Below are 15,830 nucleotides of genomic sequence, written 5' to 3' on the forward strand. Positions count from 1 at the left end.
TCCTGGCTCACGTCGACGGTGAGCCAGGGCCACCGCCTGGACCCGGGTGACCTGGATCGTCGGGGAACTCACTCCACCGTGACGCTCTTGGCAAGGTTCCGCGGCTGGTCGACGTCGTAGCCGCGCGTGTCGGCGATCTCGCAGGCGAGCACCTGGAGCGGCACCGTGGTCACCACCGGGGCCATGAGCGTGGGCGTGCTCGGCACCCGGATCAGGTGGTCGGCGTAGGGCACCACGTCGTCGTCGCCCTCCTCGGCGATGACGATCGTCCGCGCTCCGCGCGCCCGGACCTCCTGGATGTTCGAGACGACCTTGCCGTGCACCGAGTTGCGGCTGCGCGGCGAGGGCACCACCACCACCACGGGAGTGCCCTGGTCGATCAGGGCGATCGGCCCGTGCTTGAGCTCGCCGGCGGCGAATCCCTCGGCGTGGATGTAGGCCAGCTCCTTGAGCTTCAGCGCCCCCTCGAGGGCCACGGGGAAGCCGACGTGGCGGCCCAGGAACAGGATCGTGTCCGCGTCGGCCAGCGACCGGCCCAGCTCGCGCACCGGCTCCATCTGCTCGAGGACCTGCGCGACGGCGTCGGGCAGCAACCGGAGATCGTCGACGATCGCGGCGATCTCGTCCTCGTACTTCACCCCGCGCACCTGGGCGAGGAACAGCCCGACCAGGTAGCAGGCCACGACCTGGCTGAGGAACGCCTTGGTCGAGGCGACGGCGATCTCGGGGCCGGCGTGGGTGTAGAGGACGGCGTCGGACTCCCGCGGGATCGTCGAGCCGTTGGCGTTGCAGATGGCCAGCACGCGGGCCTTCTGCTCCTTGGCGTGCCGCAGCGCCATCAGGGTGTCCATCGTCTCGCCGGACTGGCTGATGACGATGACCAGCGTGGAGCGGTCGAGGACGGGGTCGCGGTAGCGGAACTCGCTGGCGACCTCGACCTCGACGGGGATGCGGGTCCAGTGCTCGATGGCGTACTTCGCGATCAGCCCCGCGTGGTAGCTGGTGCCGCAGGAGACGACGAAGATCTTGTCGACGTCGCGCAGCTCCTGGTCCGACAGGCGCACCTCGTCGAGCACCAGCTCGCCGTTCTCGGCCAGGCGGCCGAGCAGGGTGTCGGCGACCGCCTGCGGCTGCTCGGCGATCTCCTTGAGCATGAACCAGTCGTAGCCGCCCTTCTCGGCGGCGGCCGCGTCCCAGTCGACCGTGTAGGCGGTCGGCTCGGCCGGCGTGCCGTCGAAGCCGGTCACCGACAGCCCGCGGGTGCGGTCGATCTCGACGACCTGGTCCTGGCCGAGCTCGCGGGCCTCCCGGGTGTGGCCGATGAAGGCGGCGACGTCGGACCCCAGGAAGTACTCGCCCTCCCCGACCCCGACCCCGACCACGAGCGGACTGCTGCGGCGGGCGGCGACGAGGGTGTCCGGCTCGGCGACGTGCGTGGCGACGAGGGTGAATGCCCCCTCCAGCCGCTGGCAGACGGCCCGCATCGCCTCGGCCAGCCGCCCGGACCCCTCGGGGGTGGTCTCGTAGACGGCGGCGAGCAGGTGGGCGACCACCTCGGTGTCGGTCTCGGAGGTGAACTCCACGCCGGCGGTCTCGCACTCGGCCCGCAGCGCCGCGAAGTTCTCGATGATCCCGTTGTGGATCACCGCGACCGCGCCGTCGGCGGAGACGTGCGGATGGGCGTTGCGGTCGGTCGGGCCGCCGTGGGTGGCCCAGCGGGTGTGCCCGATGCCGATCGTGGCCTCCGGCAGCGGCTGGTCGGCCAGCACCTTCTCCAGGTTGGCCAGCTTGCCGGCCTTCTTCGCCGTGCTCAGCTCACCACCGGCGACGACGGCGATGCCCGCGGAGTCGTACCCGCGGTACTCGAGCCGGCGCAGCCCCTCGAGGACGACGCCGAGGGCGTCCTGAGGGCCGACGTATCCCACGATGCCGCACATTGGACCGAGGGTACCGGGAGCCGACCGGCGATCGTGCCCGCGCGCGGGTCCCCGCAGCCCCGACGGGTGAGGCCGTCAGCCCGCCGCGGCGACGACGGCCGCGAGACGCCGGGCGACGGTGTCGGCCTGCTCCTGGGTGGGAGCCTCCACCATCACGCGGACCAGCTGCTCGGTGCCCGACGGGCGCAGCAGCACCCGGCCGGCGTCGCCCAGCTCCGCCGCCACCGCGTTGACGGCGGCGGCGACCTCGTCGCTCTCGGCGACGGCGAGCCGGTCGGAGACGGGGACGTTGATCAGCACCTGCGGCAGCCGCTGCACCACGGAGGTCAGCTCCGCCAGAGAGGCGCCGGTGGCGGCCATGCGGGAGAGCAGGGCCAGGCCGGTGAGCAGACCGTCGCCCGTGGTGGCGTGGTCCAGGAAGACCAGGTGCCCGCTCTGCTCCCCGCCGAGGCTGAGGTCGTGCGCGCGCAGGGTCTCCAGCACGTAGCGGTCGCCCACGGCCGTGGTGCTCACCGAGATGCCGGCGTCGCGCATGGTGTGGTGGAAGCCGAGGTTGCTCATCACCGTGGCGACGACGGTGTCGGACTTCAGCGCCCCGCGCTCGTGCAGGGCCAGCGCGCACACCGCGAGGATGGCGTCGCCGTCGACGACGTCACCGGCGGCGGTCACGGCGAGGCAGCGGTCGGCGTCACCGTCGTGGGCGATGCCGATGTCGGCGCCGCGCTCGCGGACGGCCGCGATCAGCGGCTCGAGGTGGGTCGATCCGACGCCGTCGTTGATGTTCCAGCCGTCGGGTTCGCAGCCGATCGCGTGGACGGTGGCCCCGGCGCGGCGGTAGACCTCCGGCGCGGCGGCGGCGGCCGCACCGTGGGCGGCGTCGACGACGACGGACAGCCCGGTCAGGGGCCGGTCCACGGTGGAGAGCAGGTGCTCGACGTAGGCGTCGGTCCCGTCGGCCAGCGCGCTCACGCGGCCGATCAGGTTGCCCGTGGGGCGGTGCCCTTCCAGCGAGTCGGAGGTGACGGTCCGCTCGATCGCGGCCTCGAGCGCGTCGGGGAGCTTGTGCCCACCCCGGCTGAACAGCTTGATGCCGTTGTCGGGCATCGGGTTGTGGCTGGCCGAGATCATGACGCCGAGGTCGGCGTCGCTGCGGCCGGTCAGCCAGGCCAGCGCCGGCGTGGGGACCACCCCGGCGAGGAGCACCTCGGCTCCGGCGCTCGTGAGGCCCGCGACGACCGCAGCCTCGAGCATCTCCCCGCTGGCACGGGGGTCGCGGCCGACGACCGCGACGGGACGCGAGGTCCCGTCGCGGTCGGCGAGCACGCTTGCGGCGGCACGCGCCACCGAGAGGGCCATCTCCGGCGTGAGGTCGGAGTTGGCCCGACCCCGGACGCCGTCGGTCCCGAAGAGGCGACCCACGGACGTACCGGTCAGCGCTTGGAGTACTGAGGCGCCTTGCGGGCCTTCTTGAGCCCGTACTTCTTGCGCTCCTTGACCCGCGGGTCACGGGTCAGGAAGCCGGCCTTCTTGAGGGCGGGGCGGTCCTCGGCCTCGACCTCGATGAGGGCGCGGGCGATGGCCAGGCGCAGCGCGCCGGCCTGGCCCGTGACGCCGCCACCCTTGAGGATGCCGACGACGTCGTACTGCTCGCCCTTCTCCAGGGTCACGAACGGCTCACGGATGAGCTGCTGGTGCACCTTGTTGGGGAAGTACTCCTCGAGGGTCCGGCCGTTCAGCGTGAACTGGCCGGTGCCGGGGAGCAGCCGGACGCGGACGACCGCTTCCTTGCGCCGGCCGACGGTCTGGACCGGACGCCCGTCGGCGTCGGTCACGGTCAGTGCGCTGGTCACTGGGCCACCTGCTTGATCTCGTAGGTCTGGGGTTGCTGCGCGGCGTGCGGGTGCTCCGGGCCGGCGTAGACCTTGAGCTTCTTCAGCATCTGCCGACCGAGGGTGTTGTGCGGGAGCATGCCCTTGATCGCGCGCTCGATGACCCGGTCGGGGTGCGTGCGCAGCTGGTCGCCGACGTTGATGGTCTTGAGACCACCCGGGTGACCGGAGTGCCGGTAGGCGAGCTTGTCGTCCCGCTTCGACCCGGTCAGGGCGACCTTGCCGGCGTTGACGATGACGACGAAGTCGCCGACGTCGACGTGCGGGGCGTACTGGGGCTTGTGCTTGCCGCGCAGGAGCTGCGCGGTCTGGCTGGCCAGTCGACCGAGCACCACGTCAGTGGCGTCGATGACGTGCCAGGCCCGGGCGACCTCGCCGGGCTTGGGGGTGTACGTGCGCACGGCGCTCGCGTCCTCCGTCGTCGTCGGGATGGCTGGTGGGATCGCCTCACCGAGCACGGGAGACAGGGACGACGCGCGGCACCAGCCGGCACACGCGCCAACCAAGCACGATACCAGCCCGAGCCACGACCTCGGCCCGGCCCTCCTGCAGGGCCCGTCGCGAGTCTACGAGCGGTGGGGGGCAGCAGGGTCCTCGATCTCGCGCAGCCGGCCGGTCTCCACGTCGTAGACGGTTCCGCGCACCTCGTGCGAGAGCAGGTACGGGCAGTCCTGCAGCAGGCGGATGGACTCGCGCACGTCGGCGTCGACGTCGGTGAAGGTGCGTGCGGCCCACGGCGGCCGACGGCCCGTGGCCTTCTCCACCAGGTCGGCGAAGTCGACGTCGTTGCTCTTCTGCAGCCCGCAGTCGGTGTGGTGCACCAGCACGATCTCGCGGGTGCCGAGCAGGTGCTGGGAGATCGTCAGGGAACGGACGGTGTCCTCGGTGACCACTCCGCCGGCGTTGCGGATGACGTGCGCGTCACCCACCTCGAGTCCCAGCAGCGGGAACAGCGGCATCCGCGAGTCCATGCAGGCGACGACGGCGACCTTCCGCGCCGGCGCCACCGGCTTGCTGCCGGGGAACTGCTGCGCCCACTGCTCGTTCGCCTCGAGCATCCGGTCGATCTCGGCCATCCGGCACCCTCCCTCTCCTGGTGGTGGGGGGACACTAACCGGCGGGCGGCGAGGTGGGCCCGGGCGGAATCGGCCAGGATGGGCTGGTGCGCACGGTCGAGGAACACCAGGCGGTGGTGGACGCCCTGCTGCAGGCCTCCCCCGAGGAGACGGTGCCGCTCGCGGCGGCCCACGGCCGGGTGCTGGCCCGCGACGTCGTCGCCGCGGTGCCGCTGCCGGGGTTCGACAACTCCGCGATGGACGGCTACGCCGTGCGCTGGGCCGAGGTCGGCGGCGCGGGCGTCCCCGTGCGACTGCCGGTGGCCGAGGACATCCCGGCCGGGCGCACCGACGTCGTCCCGCTGGCGCCGGGCACGGCACAGCGCATCATGACCGGCGCCCCGCTGCCCCCCGGAGCCGACGTCGTCGTCCCGGTCGAGCTGACCGACGGCGGCACCGACGTCGTCGAGCTGCGGGACTGCCCCCCGGTCGGCAGCCACCTGCGCCGCGCCGGCGAGGACATCGCGGCCGGCACCGTCGCCCTCTCCCCCGGCGCACCGCTCGGCGCCGCGCAGCTCGGGCTGGCCGCCGCCGTGGGCGTCACCGAGCTGCGGGTCCGGCGGCGCCCTCGGGTGCTGGTGCTCTCGACCGGCAGCGAGCTGGTCGCCCCCGGCGAGGAGCTCGCCCCGGGCCAGATCTACGAGTCGAACTCGACACTGCTGGTGGCGGCGGTCGAGGAGGCGGGCGGCACCGCCCGGCGGCTGCACTTCGTCCCCGACGACGTCGACCAGTTCCTCGGCACGGTCCGGGCGGAGCTCGCGACCGCGGACCTGCTGGTCACCAGCGGCGGCGTGAGCGCCGGCGCCTACGAGGTCGTGAAGGACGCCTTCGGAACCCTGGGCACCGTCGACTTCGTCAAGGTCGCGATGCAGCCCGGCGGGCCGCAGGGCGCCGGCACGGTCGACGGCGTGCCGGTGGTCACCCTCCCCGGCAACCCGGTGAGCGCGTTCGTCTCCTTCGAGGTCTTCGTCCGCCCGGCGCTGCGCCGGGCGCTCGGGCACACCGCGCCGGACCGGCTGCGCGTCCCGGCCCGGCTCGCCGGCGCCCTGCGCTCACCCGCCGGCCGGCGTCAGTTCCTGCGCGGCCGCTACGACGGCGGAGTCGTCTCCCAGGTCGGCGGCCCCGGGTCGCACCTGGTGGCCCACCTGGCCCGCGCCAACTGCCTGGTGGTCGTCCCCGAGGACGTCACCGAACTGCCCGCCGGCGCCGAGGTCGACGTCGTGCTGATCGAGGGAGCGCTCCAATGACCGAGACACGTCTCACCCACGTCGACGAGCACGGGGCCGCGCGCATGGTCGACGTCAGCGCCAAGGGGGTCACCGCCCGGGAGGCGACCGCCGCCGGCCGGGTGCTGGTCAGCCGGGAGGTCGTCGACCTGCTCCGCGGGACCGGCGTGCCCAAGGGCGACGCGGTCGCCGTGGCCCGGATCGCCGGCATCGCCGGGGCCAAGCGGACGCCCGACCTCGTCCCGCTGTGTCACCCCATCGCGCTGCACGGCGTCACGGTCGAGCTCGAGGTGACCGACGACGCCGTCGAGATCACCGCGACCGCCCGCACGGCGGACCGCACCGGTGTGGAGATGGAGGCGCTGACCTCGGTCGCCGTCGCCGGGCTGACGATGATCGACATGGTGAAGGCGGTCGATCCGCGGGCGTCGATCACCGACGTGCGGCTGCTGCGCAAGAGCGGCGGCAGGAGCGGGGAGTGGACCCGGTGAGCGAGCTGCCGATGGCCGCCCGGGCGTGGGTGCTGACGGCCTCGAACCGGGCCTACGCGGGTGTGTACGAGGACCGCAGCGGTCGGGCGCTCGCCGCCGGGCTGCGCGAGCTCGGCTTCGCTGTCGAGGGGCCGCACGTGCGCCCCGACGACGTCGACGAACTCGAGGCGGTCATCCGGGCGGCGGTGGACCTCGGGGTCGACGTGGTCGTCACCACCGGCGGGACCGGCCTCTCCCCCACCGACGTCACCCCGGAGGCCACCCGCCGGGTGCTCGAGCGGGAGGCGCCCGGCCTCGCCGAGGCCGTCCGGCGGTACGGCAGCGACAACGGCGTGCCGACGGCGGTGCTCTCCCGCGGGGTGGCCGGCACCGCGGCCCGCACGCTGATCGTCAACCTGCCCGGCTCCACCGGCGGGGTGAAGGACGGCCTCGCCGTCCTCGGGCCGCTGCTCCCGCACGTCGTGAGCCAGCTCCGTGGCGGCGACCATGCTTGATGTCGTCCTCCGGACGACACCGCGGCCAACGGCCGTCCCCCGGCTGCGTTGAGCGAGTCCGCGTCACCGTCGGAGGAGCCGCCGGCACCGCCATCGCAGGCGGCTCACGGTGGCGAGGTGGCGGGGTCGGGTCGGGTCGGGTCGGGTCAGGTCAGGTCAGTCCAGCACGATCCGGTCCTGGTGGGTGTAGACGTTGCAGCCGTCACCCCGGAGGAAGCCGACCAGCGTGATGCCGACCTCGCGGGCCAGCTCCACGGCCAGCGACGACGGCGCCGACACCGCGGCGAGCACCGGGATGCCGGCCATCGCCGCCTTCTGGGTCAGCTCGAAGCTCGCCCGGCCGCTCACCATCAGCACGTGCCCGGCCAGCGGCAGCCGTCCCTCGCGGACGCCGTCGCCGATCACCTTGTCCACCGCGTTGTGCCGGCCGACGTCCTCCCGCACCGCCACGAGCTCCCCGGCGGCCGTGGCCAGCCCGGCCGCGTGCAGCCCGCCGGTCTTGTCGAAGACCTGCTGGGCGGCCCGCAGGCGGTCCGGCAGCGCCAGGAGCACCTCCAGCGGCAGGCGGACCGCGTCGTCGGCGACGTCGTAGGCGGTCTTGGTGCGGATCGCGTCGATGCTGGCCTTGCCGCACACCCCGCAGGAGCTGGACGTGTAGAAGTTCCGCTCGAGCCCCGTGTCCGGCATGGGCACGCCGGGTGCGAGGTCGACGTCCACGACGTTGTAGGTGTTGCGCCCGTCGGCGTCCACGGAATCGCAGTAGCGCAGGCCGGCCACGTCGTCGGCACCGCGGATCGCCCCCTCGGTGGCGAGGAAGCCGTGGACCAGGTCGAAGTCGTCGCCCGGGGTGCGCATCGTCACCGCCAGCGGCGTGCCGTTCAGCCGGATCTCCAACGGCTCCTCCGCCGCCACGGCGTCGGGTCGGGTGGTGCGGTGCTGACCACGGATGCGCAGCACCGGGGTGCGGCTGGTGACTCGTCCCACGGCGTGGACGGTACCCACGCCCGGCGGCCTACGGTGCTGCCATGGACGAGTTCCCGCCGTACGCGGCCGTGGTGCTGGCCGGCGGCCGGGCCCAGCGGCTGGGCGGGCAGGCCAAGCCGCAGCTGCGGGTCGGCGGCCGGACGATGCTCGCCGCCGTCCTGACCGCCGTGGGCGACGCGGCGCAGCGGATCGTGGTCGGCCCTCGGCAGGAGGTTCCGCGGGACGTCGTCCTCACCCGGGAGGACCCGCCGGGCGGCGGGCCCGTGGCGGCGCTGCGGGCCGGGCTGGTCGCCGTGGACGCCGACGTGGTGGCGGTCCTCGCCGCCGACCTGCCCTTCGTCACCCACGGGCTCGTCGGCGAGCTGCGCCGGCGGCTCCACCGGGACGGCGTCCTCGTCGTCGACGACGCCGGGCGGGACCAGCTCCTGCTGGGCGTGTGGCGCACCGCGGCGCTGCGCGGCGCGGTCGGTGACCCGGACGGCCCGCGGGCGCTGCACCGCGCGGTGGCCGGCCTCGCGGTGGACCGGCACCACCCCGCGCCGGCGCCCGGCGAGGTGGCTCCGTGGCTGGACTGCGACACCCCCGAGGAGCTGGCCCGGGCACGGGAGGTAGCCCCCGGCGCTACCGGGTAGGCCCTGCGGATGCGCATCGTCCTCGCCGGGGCTCACGGGCAGGTCGCCCGCCGCCTCGGCCGTCTGCTCTCCGCCCGCGACGACACCGTCCTCGGCCTCGTCCGCAATCCCGACCACCGGTCCGACCTCGAGGACGACGGCGTCACGCCGGTGGTCCTCGACCTCGAGTCCGCGTCGGTCGACGAGGTGGCCGAGGTCCTGTCCGGCGCCGACGCGGTGGTCTTCGCCGCCGGCGCCGGGCCCGGTAGCGGCGCGGCCCGCAAGGACACGGTCGACCGCGGCGCGGCCGTCCTGCTCGCCGACGCCGCCGAGCGGGCGGGGGTGCGCACGTACCTGCTGGTCTCGTCCATGGGCACCGACCTGGTCGCCGACGGCGCCGCCCCGGAGGGTGTCGACGAGGTGTTCGCCGCCTACCTGCGCGCCAAACTGGCCGCCGAGCAGGACCTCCTGGCGCGTCCGGCGCTCGCCGTGACGGTCCTGCGGCCGGGCGGCCTCACCGACGGGCCCGGCACCGGCCGGGTCACCCTGGACCGGCACGTCGAGCGCGGCGAGATCCCCCGCGACGACGTCGCCGCCGTGCTCCTGGCCTTCCTCGACTCCCCACGCGACGGCGCCGTCGTGGAGCTGGTCTCCGGCGAGACCCCCGTGGCCGAGGCCGTCGCCGCGGTGCCGTGACGGCACCGCGGCCGGACCGGCTCCTCGCCGGTCCGGGCATCAGGCCCGGCGGGCCCGGGTGACCGCAGCGCGGGCGGCCAGCTCCGCGTCGTCCGGGTAGTCGACCGCCACCAGCGTCAGCCCGTGCGCGGGCGCGACCGGCACGTCGCTCGCCCGCTCCCTGCGGGCCAGCAGGCCTGCCGGCCAGCCCAGCGGGCGCCGCCCCTCCCCCACGGCGACGAGCCCGCCGACCAGGCTGCGGACCATGGAGTGGCAGAACGCGTCGGCCGATGCCTCGATCCGCACCGTCTCGGAGCCGTCGTCCTCCGTCCGACGGGCCACGGCGAGCCGCAGCAGGGTCCGGATGGTCGTCGCACCGTCACGCCGCTTGCAGTAGGCGGCGAAGTCGTGCTGGCCGAGGAGGAGGCCGGCGGCCAGGTCCATCGCGGCGGCGTCCAGCCTGCGCGGCCACGCCACGGTGTCGGCCCGGCGCAGCGGCGACGGTCCGGCCGGCCCGTCGGTCAGCCGGTACACGTAGTGCCGCGCCAGGGCCCCGAACCGGGCGTCGAAGTCCGGGGGCGCCTCCGCCACCTGCGGAACGGCCACGTCCGCCGGCAGCACCCCCCGGAGCCGGCGGACCAGCTTGGCCCGCTGGTCCGCCCACACGCCGCGGGGGACGTCGACGTGCACCACCTGCCCGGTGGCGTGCACCCCGGCGTCGGTGCGGCCGGCGACGGTGAGGTCGACGTCGGTGCGCAGCACCGTGGCCAGGCCCCGCTCCAGCTCGCCCTGCACGGTCCGCAGCCCGGGCTGGCGAGCCCAGCCGTGGAACGCGGTGCCGTCGTACTGGACCGCCAGACGAAGACGGACGAGCCCGCCACCGGGACCGGTGGCGGGCTCGTCCGTCTGCTGATGGATGGTCAGCGGCGGGTCACTTCGGGTCGGGCGCGGCGTCGCCGCCCTGGTACTGCTGGCTGGCGGTGGCGGCGTCCCCGAACTCGGCGGCCTCGATCTCCGCTGCCGCCGCCCGGGCCACCTCCGGCGAGAGCGCCGGGTCCTCGACCACGGCCACGTTCTCGCGCTCCGGCTCCGGGGTGACGTCCCCGTCGTCCTGGCGCTGACCGTCGGGGCTGAAGACGTCGGCGACGACATCCTGCGCCTCGTCGGTGACGCTGCCGTCGGTCACGGCCGGGGAGGTGTCCCCGCCGGGCCCGGTCGTCTCACCCTCGAACGTGGCCCCCTGGTCGCCGCCGCCGGCGGACACGCCGGCCGCGCCCGCGCCGGCGACGTTCTCGGGGTTGCTCATCGCGCGTCCGTGCCCTCGTCCTGGGCGGCCGGCGCGTCGCCGACGACCTCGTCCGGGGTGTCCGCACTGTCGGCCGAGTCCGCGCTGTCGACCGAGTCGACGCTCTCCACCGAGTCGGCGGAGTCCGTCGGCTCGACGGCGTCGGCGGTGACCTCACCGGCCGCGGAGGCGGCACCGGCGCCCGAGGCGAACTGCGTGCCGCGTGCCCGCTCGGCCTCGCCGACCGCCTGCTGGGCGACGGTGAGGGCCTCGACCAGCTCGATGACCGCCATCGGCGCGTTGTCGCCCTTGCGGGGACCGACCTTGGTGATCCGGGTGTAGCCGCCGGGACGGTTCTCGAAGCGAGGACCGATCTCGGCGAAGAGCGTGTGGACGACGTCCTTGTCACGGATGGTCGTCATCACCTGACGACGGGCGTGCAGGTCACCGCGCTTGGCGAAGGTCACCAGCTTCTCGGCCAGCGGACGCAGCCGCTTGGCCTTCGCCTCGGTGGTGGTGATCCGCCCGTGCTCGAACAGCGAGGTGGCCAGGTTGGCCAGCATCAGCCGCTCGTGCGCGGGGGACCCGCCGAGACGGGGACCCTTGGTGGGGGTGGGCATGTCGGTCCTTCCTCAGGCCGCCGGGCGCTCGCTGCCGGCTGCATCCGTGGTGCTGCTGTCGTCCGTACTGCGGTGGTGCTGCACTGCTCGTGGCGTCAGTGTGGCGCGCCCCGAGTGGCCCCGCTGCAGGGGCCCGCCGCGCGCGTGCGAGCGGCGGGGTGCAGCGGGGTCCGTTCTCAGAGCTGCTCGGTCTCCTGGTAGGCACCCTCGTCGTACTGCGCCTGGTCGTAGCCCGCGGCGTACTCGCCCGTGCCCTGGTAGGCGTCGGTCTCGTAGCCCTCGTCGTAGCTCTCGACCGAGGTGGGGATGAACCCGGGCGGGCTGTCCTTGAGCGCGAGGCCCATGGCGGCCAGCTTCATCTTGACCTCGTCGATCGACTTGGCCCCGAAGTTCCGGATGTCGAGCAGGTCGGCCTCGGAACGGGTGACGAGCTCCCCGACCGTGTGCACGCCCTCGCGCTTGAGGCAGTTGTAGGACCGGACCGTGAGGTCCATGTCCTCGATCGGCATCGAGAAGTTAGCGATGTCGGCTGCCTCGGCCGGGCTGGGCCCGACCTCGATGCCCTCGGCCTCGACGTTCAGCTCGCGCAGCAGGCCGAAGAGCTCGACCAGCGTGGACCCGGCGGACGCGATGGCGTCGCGCGGGGCGATCGACGGCTTCGTCTCGACGTCGACCACCAGCCGGTCGAAGTCGGTGCGCTGCTCGACACGGGTCGCCTCGACGGCGTAGGTCACCTTGAGGACCGGCGAGTAGATCGAGTCCACGGGGATGCGGCCGATCTCCTGGCCGGGCTGCTTGTTCTGCGGCGCGGGCACGTAGCCGCGACCCCGCTCGACGACCAGCTCGATCTCGAGCCGGCCCTTCCCGTTCAGGGTGGCGATGTGCAGCTCGGGGTTGTGCACCTCGACGCCGGCCGGCGGGGCGATGTCCGCCGCGGTGACCTCGCCGGGGCCCTGCTTGCGCAGGTACATGGTCACCGGCTCGTCGGAGTCGGAGCTGACCACGAGCCCCTTGAGGTTCAGGATGACCTCGGTGACGTCCTCCTTGACGCCCGGCACGGTGGTGAACTCGTGCAGGGTGCCCTCGATGCGGATGCTGGTCACAGCCGCACCGGGGATGGACGACAGCAGCGTGCGCCGCAGGGAGTTGCCGAGGGTGTAGCCGAAACCCGGCTCGAGCGGCTCGATGATGAACCGCGAGCGCTGCTCCGAGATGGTCTCCTCGGTCAGCGTGGGGCGCTGTGCGATGAGCATTGCTTCTCCTTCAGGTCCTCCGGCACCCGCCATATGACGCCGTGAGGGGTGGTGCGGGCTCCGGCGGGCATCTGTCCGCCCGCCGGAGCCGTGGCCCCGTCCAGAGGCTCACCCCGAGCCTGCGAGGGGTGAGGAGGACGGGGTCCTGCTACTTCGAGTACAGCTCGACGATCAGCTGCTCCTGGACCGGGGTGTCGATCACCTGGCGGGCCGGGATGCTGTGCACGAGCACGCGCAGCTGGCTGCTGATGACCTCGAGCCACGCCGGCACCGGACGCTCGCCGGCGCGGGCCTGGGCGACCTCGAACGGCATCATGGTGCGCGACTTCTCGGCGACCTCGATGATGTCGTTCTCGCTGACCCGGTACGACGGGATGTCGACCTTGCGCCCGTTCACCCGGATGTGACCGTGGCGCACCAGCTGGCGGGCCATGTCGCGGGACTCGGCGAAGCCGGCCCGGTAGACCACGTTGTCCAGCCGCGACTCGAGGATCTGCAGCAGGACCTCACCGGTCTTGCCGGTCTTGCGGTTGGCCTCTTCGTAGTAGCCGCGGAACTGCTTCTCCAGCACGCCGTAGATGCGGCGGGCCTTCTGCTTCTCGCGGAGCTGGAGCAGGTACTCGCTGTCCTTGCTCCGGCCACGGCCGTGCTCGCCCGGCGGGTACGGCCGAATCTCGATCGGGCACTTCGGTGACTCGCACTTGCTGCCCTTGAGGAACAGCTTCATCTTCTCGCGCCGGCACATGCGGCAGTCGGCTCCGGTGTAACGGGCCACGTCTATCTACCTCTTCGTCTCGTCAGTGACCGGTCAGACCCGGCGGCGCTTCTTGGGGCGGCAGCCGTTGTGCGGCTGCGGCGTGACGTCCTGGATCTGCCCGACCTCGAGGCCGGTGGCCTGCAGGGAGCGGATCGCGGTCTCGCGGCCGGAGCCGGGACCCTTCACGAAGACGTCCACCTTGCGCATGCCGTGCTCCTGCGCCTTGCGGGCCGCGTTCTCGGCGGCCATCTGCGCGGCGAAGGGCGTGGACTTGCGGGAGCCCTTGAAGCCGACGTGGCCGGCCGAGGCCCAGCTGATCACGTTGCCGTTGGGGTCGGTGATCGAGACGATCGTGTTGTTGAACGTGCTCTTGATGTGCGCAGCACCGTGAGCGACGTTCTTCTTCTCCTTGCGGCGGACCTTCTTGGCACCAGCCGCGGCGCGAGCCCTGGGAGGCATATGTCTGTCGGGTTCCTTCTCTTCGTGGCCTGGCCCCCGCTCGCCGTCCCTGCGAACGCGCGGGCGGGCGGGGGGTCCACGGGGGGCGGAGCCCCCCGTGTGTCTACTTCTTGCCGGCCTTCTTCTTGCCGGCGATGGTCTTGCGCGGGCCCTTGCTCGAGCGCGCATTGGTCTTGGTGCGCTGACCGTGCACCGGGAGCCCACGCCGGTGCCGAAGCCCCTGGTAGGAACCGATCTCGATCTTCCGGCGGATGTCGCCGGCGACCTCGCGCCGCAGGTCACCCTCGACGCGGAAGTGCTCGTCGATGTAGTCGCGCAGCTTGAGCAGGTCCTCGTCGCTGAGGTCCTTGGCGCGCAGGTCCGGGCTGACGCCCGTCGCGGCCAGGGTCTCCTTGGCGTGGTGCCTGCCGATGCCATAGATGTACGTGAGCGCGATCTCCATCCGCTTCTCGCGGGGCAGGTCGACGCCAGCCAGTCGTGCCATGTTCAGGTACTCCCTCAGCCCTGGCGCTGCTTGTGCCGGGCGTTGTCGCAGATGACCATGACCCGGCCGTGCCGGCGGATCACCTTGCACTTGTCGCAGATCTTCTTCACCGACGGCTGGACCTTCACCGGTGCCGCCCCTCATTCCTCGAAATCGATGTGCCGGGACCCCACACGATGTGCGGGCCGCCGACGGTCACTTGTAGCGGTAGACGATGCGACCGCGGGTCAGGTCGTAGGGCGAGAGCTCCACGACCACGCGGTCCTCGGGCAGGATGCGGATGTAGTGCTGCCGCATCTTGCCGCTGATGTGGGCGAGCACCCGGTGTCCGTTCTGCAGCTCGACCCGGAACATCGCATTGGGCAGCGGCTCGACGACGCGACCCTCGACCTCGATGGCCCCGTCCTTCTTCGCCATGCCCGACACGCGCTCCTTGACTCGGTGGTACTGGATCCTCGTGCGCCCGCGCCGGTGCCCGGCTGGACGCGCTCGGAGATTGCAGAACAGGTGGTGCAGGCACCATCGCAGAGGGCGTTCCGGGTCGTGCGGCCACAGCACGACGGCAGAACGGCGCTAGCGCCAACGGCTACTGTACCTCGGCCCGGCGCGCCGATCCAACCCGGCCTCCAGCAAGCACCCCGTGCTCCCCGCCACGCGGAGGCTCGCGGCGGATTCCTGCACGGGCCTCAGGTACGCGGGCTGATCCCGAACGGGGCCAGGCCGGCGACGCCGCCGTCCTCGGCCGTCAGAACCCACGGGCCCTCAGGGGTGATGGCCACCGTGTGCTCGAAGTGGGCGGCGCGGGAGCCGTCCTTGGTGACCACGGTCCACCCGTCCTCGAGCTCGACGGTTGCCGGATCACCCACGGTGACCATGGGCTCGATGGCCAGGGCCAGCCCGGGGACCAGCTTCGGGCCACGGCCGGGACGTCCGTAGTTGAGCACGTGCGGGTCCTGGTGCATCTCGGTGCCGATGCCGTGACCGCCGTAGTTGTCGACGATGCCGTACGGGTGGTCCTCGTCCCGGATCGCCTGCTCCACCGCGGAGCTGATGTCGGTGAGCCGGCCACCGGCCAGCGCCCGGGCCAGGCCGGCCCACATCGACCGCTCGGTGACGGCTATCAGGGCTGCGTCCTCGGCGGAGGGCTCCCCCACCGTGACCGTCACGGCGGAGTCGCCGTGCCAGCCCTGCAGGATCGCCCCGCAGTCGATGGAGATGTTGTCGCCCGCGGCCAGCGCTCGGTTCATGTCCGGGATCCCGTGCACGACCTCGTCGTTGATGGAGGCGCAGATGCTGCCGGTGAAACCGTGGTATCCGAGGAAGGACGGGATCGCGCCCGCGCTGCGGATGCGGTCCTCGGCGATCGCGTCGAGCTCACCGGTGGTCACCCCGGGACGGATCGCGGCGCGAACGGCGGCGATGGCCCCGGCGACGACGAGGCCGGCGCCCCGCATCAGCTCGATCTCGTGCGGGGTCTTGATCTGGATCATGCGTCCACTCCACTTCGCGAGCAGCGGAAGGCGGCCGAGGATCCCGCCTGTCATGTGCAG

At 73.0% G+C, this 15,830-nt stretch carries 21 protein-coding genes; 5 read left to right on the top strand and 16 right to left on the bottom strand.

Going from position 1 to position 15,830, the window contains the following annotated elements:
* Window positions 1-68 precede the first annotated feature (68 nt).
* The 5 genes from glmS to ACI791_RS11765 all read right to left on the bottom strand — a co-directional run bounded on the left by glmS (window position 69) and on the right by ACI791_RS11765 (window position 4,902).
* Complete coding sequence (gene glmS / locus ACI791_RS11745) at window positions 69-1,937, bottom strand: glutamine--fructose-6-phosphate transaminase (isomerizing) (protein ID WP_456586229.1); 1,869 nt, start codon at window positions 1,935-1,937, stop codon at window positions 69-71.
* Window positions 1,938-2,012: 75 nt separating this feature from the next.
* Window positions 2,013-3,356 (bottom strand): phosphoglucosamine mutase, encoded by a 1,344-nt coding sequence (gene glmM / locus ACI791_RS11750; protein ID WP_456586230.1) that lies wholly within the window; start codon window positions 3,354-3,356, stop codon window positions 2,013-2,015.
* A gap of 11 nt (window positions 3,357-3,367) precedes the next feature.
* The gene (rpsI, locus tag ACI791_RS11755; protein WP_347057990.1) at window positions 3,368-3,787 is read right to left on the bottom strand and encodes a 30S ribosomal protein S9; all 420 of its coding nucleotides are present in this window, start codon (window positions 3,785-3,787) and stop codon (window positions 3,368-3,370) included.
* Entirely contained in the window at window positions 3,784-4,227 is a 444-nt protein-coding gene (rplM, locus tag ACI791_RS11760; RefSeq protein ID WP_091929078.1) for a 50S ribosomal protein L13, read from the bottom strand. The genes rpsI and rplM overlap by 4 nt, the downstream gene beginning before the upstream one ends.
* Before the next feature lie 165 nt (window positions 4,228-4,392).
* Entirely contained in the window at window positions 4,393-4,902 is a 510-nt protein-coding gene (locus ACI791_RS11765) for a beta-class carbonic anhydrase (RefSeq protein ID WP_347057991.1), read from the bottom strand.
* An 86-nt stretch (window positions 4,903-4,988) separates the two neighbouring features.
* Between ACI791_RS11765 and moeA the strand changes: the two genes are divergently transcribed.
* Genes moeA through ACI791_RS11780 form a run of 3 tightly spaced genes read left to right on the top strand, consistent with a single transcriptional unit; the run spans window position 4,989 to window position 7,152 of the window.
* Entirely contained in the window at window positions 4,989-6,188 is a 1,200-nt protein-coding gene (gene moeA / locus ACI791_RS11770) for a molybdopterin molybdotransferase MoeA (protein ID WP_456586231.1), read from the top strand.
* Window positions 6,185-6,658, top strand: a complete 474-nt coding sequence (gene moaC, locus ACI791_RS11775; RefSeq protein ID WP_347057993.1) for a cyclic pyranopterin monophosphate synthase MoaC — start codon at window positions 6,185-6,187, stop codon at window positions 6,656-6,658. The genes moeA and moaC overlap by 4 nt, the downstream gene beginning before the upstream one ends.
* Window positions 6,655-7,152, top strand: a complete 498-nt coding sequence (locus ACI791_RS11780; RefSeq protein ID WP_456586232.1) for a MogA/MoaB family molybdenum cofactor biosynthesis protein — start codon at window positions 6,655-6,657, stop codon at window positions 7,150-7,152. Before moaC ends, ACI791_RS11780 begins: the two co-directional genes overlap by 4 nt.
* A gap of 156 nt (window positions 7,153-7,308) precedes the next feature.
* On the opposite strand, the gene fdhD is transcribed toward ACI791_RS11780, so the two are convergent.
* Window positions 7,309-8,136 (bottom strand): formate dehydrogenase accessory sulfurtransferase FdhD, encoded by an 828-nt coding sequence (gene fdhD, locus ACI791_RS11785; protein ID WP_456586233.1) that lies wholly within the window; start codon window positions 8,134-8,136, stop codon window positions 7,309-7,311.
* A 41-nt stretch (window positions 8,137-8,177) separates the two neighbouring features.
* Between fdhD and mobA the strand changes: the two genes are divergently transcribed.
* Both mobA and ACI791_RS11795 read left to right on the top strand, forming a co-directional pair.
* Window positions 8,178-8,768 (top strand): molybdenum cofactor guanylyltransferase, encoded by a 591-nt coding sequence (mobA, locus tag ACI791_RS11790; protein ID WP_456586234.1) that lies wholly within the window; start codon window positions 8,178-8,180, stop codon window positions 8,766-8,768.
* Between the two features lie 9 nt (window positions 8,769-8,777).
* Complete coding sequence (locus ACI791_RS11795) at window positions 8,778-9,443, top strand: NAD(P)H-binding protein (protein WP_456586235.1); 666 nt, start codon at window positions 8,778-8,780, stop codon at window positions 9,441-9,443.
* Between the two features lie 39 nt (window positions 9,444-9,482).
* On the opposite strand, the gene truA is transcribed toward ACI791_RS11795, so the two are convergent.
* From truA to map, 10 genes are all read right to left on the bottom strand, one after another.
* The gene (gene truA / locus ACI791_RS11800) at window positions 9,483-10,346 is read right to left on the bottom strand and encodes a tRNA pseudouridine(38-40) synthase TruA (RefSeq protein WP_456586363.1); all 864 of its coding nucleotides are present in this window, start codon (window positions 10,344-10,346) and stop codon (window positions 9,483-9,485) included.
* A gap of 7 nt (window positions 10,347-10,353) precedes the next feature.
* A complete protein-coding gene (locus ACI791_RS11805) occupies window positions 10,354-10,728 on the bottom strand; it encodes a hypothetical protein (protein WP_456586236.1) in 375 nt (124 codons plus the stop codon).
* On the bottom strand, window positions 10,725-11,327 hold the full coding sequence (gene rplQ, locus ACI791_RS11810; protein WP_347057999.1) for a 50S ribosomal protein L17: 603 nt from the start codon (window positions 11,325-11,327) through the stop codon (window positions 10,725-10,727). The genes ACI791_RS11805 and rplQ overlap by 4 nt, the downstream gene beginning before the upstream one ends.
* A 176-nt stretch (window positions 11,328-11,503) precedes the next feature.
* On the bottom strand, window positions 11,504-12,580 hold the full coding sequence (locus tag ACI791_RS11815) for a DNA-directed RNA polymerase subunit alpha (RefSeq protein ID WP_456586237.1): 1,077 nt from the start codon (window positions 12,578-12,580) through the stop codon (window positions 11,504-11,506).
* A 148-nt stretch (window positions 12,581-12,728) separates the two neighbouring features.
* Window positions 12,729-13,355, bottom strand: a complete 627-nt coding sequence (rpsD, locus tag ACI791_RS11820; protein ID WP_347058001.1) for a 30S ribosomal protein S4 — start codon at window positions 13,353-13,355, stop codon at window positions 12,729-12,731.
* A gap of 33 nt (window positions 13,356-13,388) precedes the next feature.
* Complete coding sequence (gene rpsK / locus ACI791_RS11825) at window positions 13,389-13,796, bottom strand: 30S ribosomal protein S11 (RefSeq protein ID WP_014377968.1); 408 nt, start codon at window positions 13,794-13,796, stop codon at window positions 13,389-13,391.
* Between the two features lie 103 nt (window positions 13,797-13,899).
* Window positions 13,900-14,280: a 30S ribosomal protein S13 gene (gene rpsM, locus ACI791_RS11830; protein ID WP_347058002.1), complete on the bottom strand. Its 381-nt coding sequence runs from the start codon at window positions 14,278-14,280 to the stop codon at window positions 13,900-13,902.
* 14 nt (window positions 14,281-14,294) lie between these two features.
* Window positions 14,295-14,408: a 50S ribosomal protein L36 gene (gene rpmJ / locus ACI791_RS11835; protein WP_012950458.1), complete on the bottom strand. Its 114-nt coding sequence runs from the start codon at window positions 14,406-14,408 to the stop codon at window positions 14,295-14,297.
* A gap of 67 nt (window positions 14,409-14,475) precedes the next feature.
* Complete coding sequence (gene infA, locus ACI791_RS11840) at window positions 14,476-14,697, bottom strand: translation initiation factor IF-1 (protein WP_012950459.1); 222 nt, start codon at window positions 14,695-14,697, stop codon at window positions 14,476-14,478.
* A 269-nt stretch (window positions 14,698-14,966) separates the two neighbouring features.
* Window positions 14,967-15,824 carry a type I methionyl aminopeptidase gene (map, locus tag ACI791_RS11845; RefSeq protein ID WP_456586238.1) on the bottom strand — a complete coding sequence of 286 codons (858 nt, stop codon included), beginning with the start codon at window positions 15,822-15,824 and terminating at the stop codon, window positions 14,967-14,969.
* Window positions 15,825-15,830 lie beyond the last annotated feature (6 nt).

The sequence above is a fragment of the Blastococcus sp. SYSU DS0973 genome (genome assembly GCF_054051055.1).

Excerpts from the sequence above, each read along its gene's own strand:
- map (WP_456586238.1), bottom strand. The coding sequence starts at position 15,824 with ATGACAGGCGGGATCCTCGGCCGCCTTCCGCTGCTCGCGAAGTGGAGT.
- rplQ (WP_347057999.1), bottom strand. The coding sequence starts at position 11,327 with ATGCCCACCCCCACCAAGGGTCCCCGTCTCGGCGGGTCCCCCGCGCAC.
- glmS (WP_456586229.1), bottom strand. The coding sequence starts at position 1,937 with ATGTGCGGCATCGTGGGATACGTCGGCCCTCAGGACGCCCTCGGCGTC.
- rpsK (WP_014377968.1), bottom strand. The coding sequence starts at position 13,796 with ATGCCTCCCAGGGCTCGCGCCGCGGCTGGTGCCAAGAAGGTCCGCCGC.
- infA (WP_012950459.1), bottom strand. The coding sequence starts at position 14,697 with ATGGCGAAGAAGGACGGGGCCATCGAGGTCGAGGGTCGCGTCGTCGAG.
- ACI791_RS11765 (WP_347057991.1), bottom strand. The coding sequence starts at position 4,902 with ATGGCCGAGATCGACCGGATGCTCGAGGCGAACGAGCAGTGGGCGCAG.
- ACI791_RS11795 (WP_456586235.1), top strand. The coding sequence starts at position 8,778 with ATGCGCATCGTCCTCGCCGGGGCTCACGGGCAGGTCGCCCGCCGCCTC.
- rpsM (WP_347058002.1), bottom strand. The coding sequence starts at position 14,280 with ATGGCACGACTGGCTGGCGTCGACCTGCCCCGCGAGAAGCGGATGGAG.
- moaC (WP_347057993.1), top strand. The coding sequence starts at position 6,185 with ATGACCGAGACACGTCTCACCCACGTCGACGAGCACGGGGCCGCGCGC.
- mobA (WP_456586234.1), top strand. The coding sequence starts at position 8,178 with ATGGACGAGTTCCCGCCGTACGCGGCCGTGGTGCTGGCCGGCGGCCGG.
- ACI791_RS11815 (WP_456586237.1), bottom strand. The coding sequence starts at position 12,580 with ATGCTCATCGCACAGCGCCCCACGCTGACCGAGGAGACCATCTCGGAG.
- ACI791_RS11805 (WP_456586236.1), bottom strand. The coding sequence starts at position 10,728 with ATGAGCAACCCCGAGAACGTCGCCGGCGCGGGCGCGGCCGGCGTGTCC.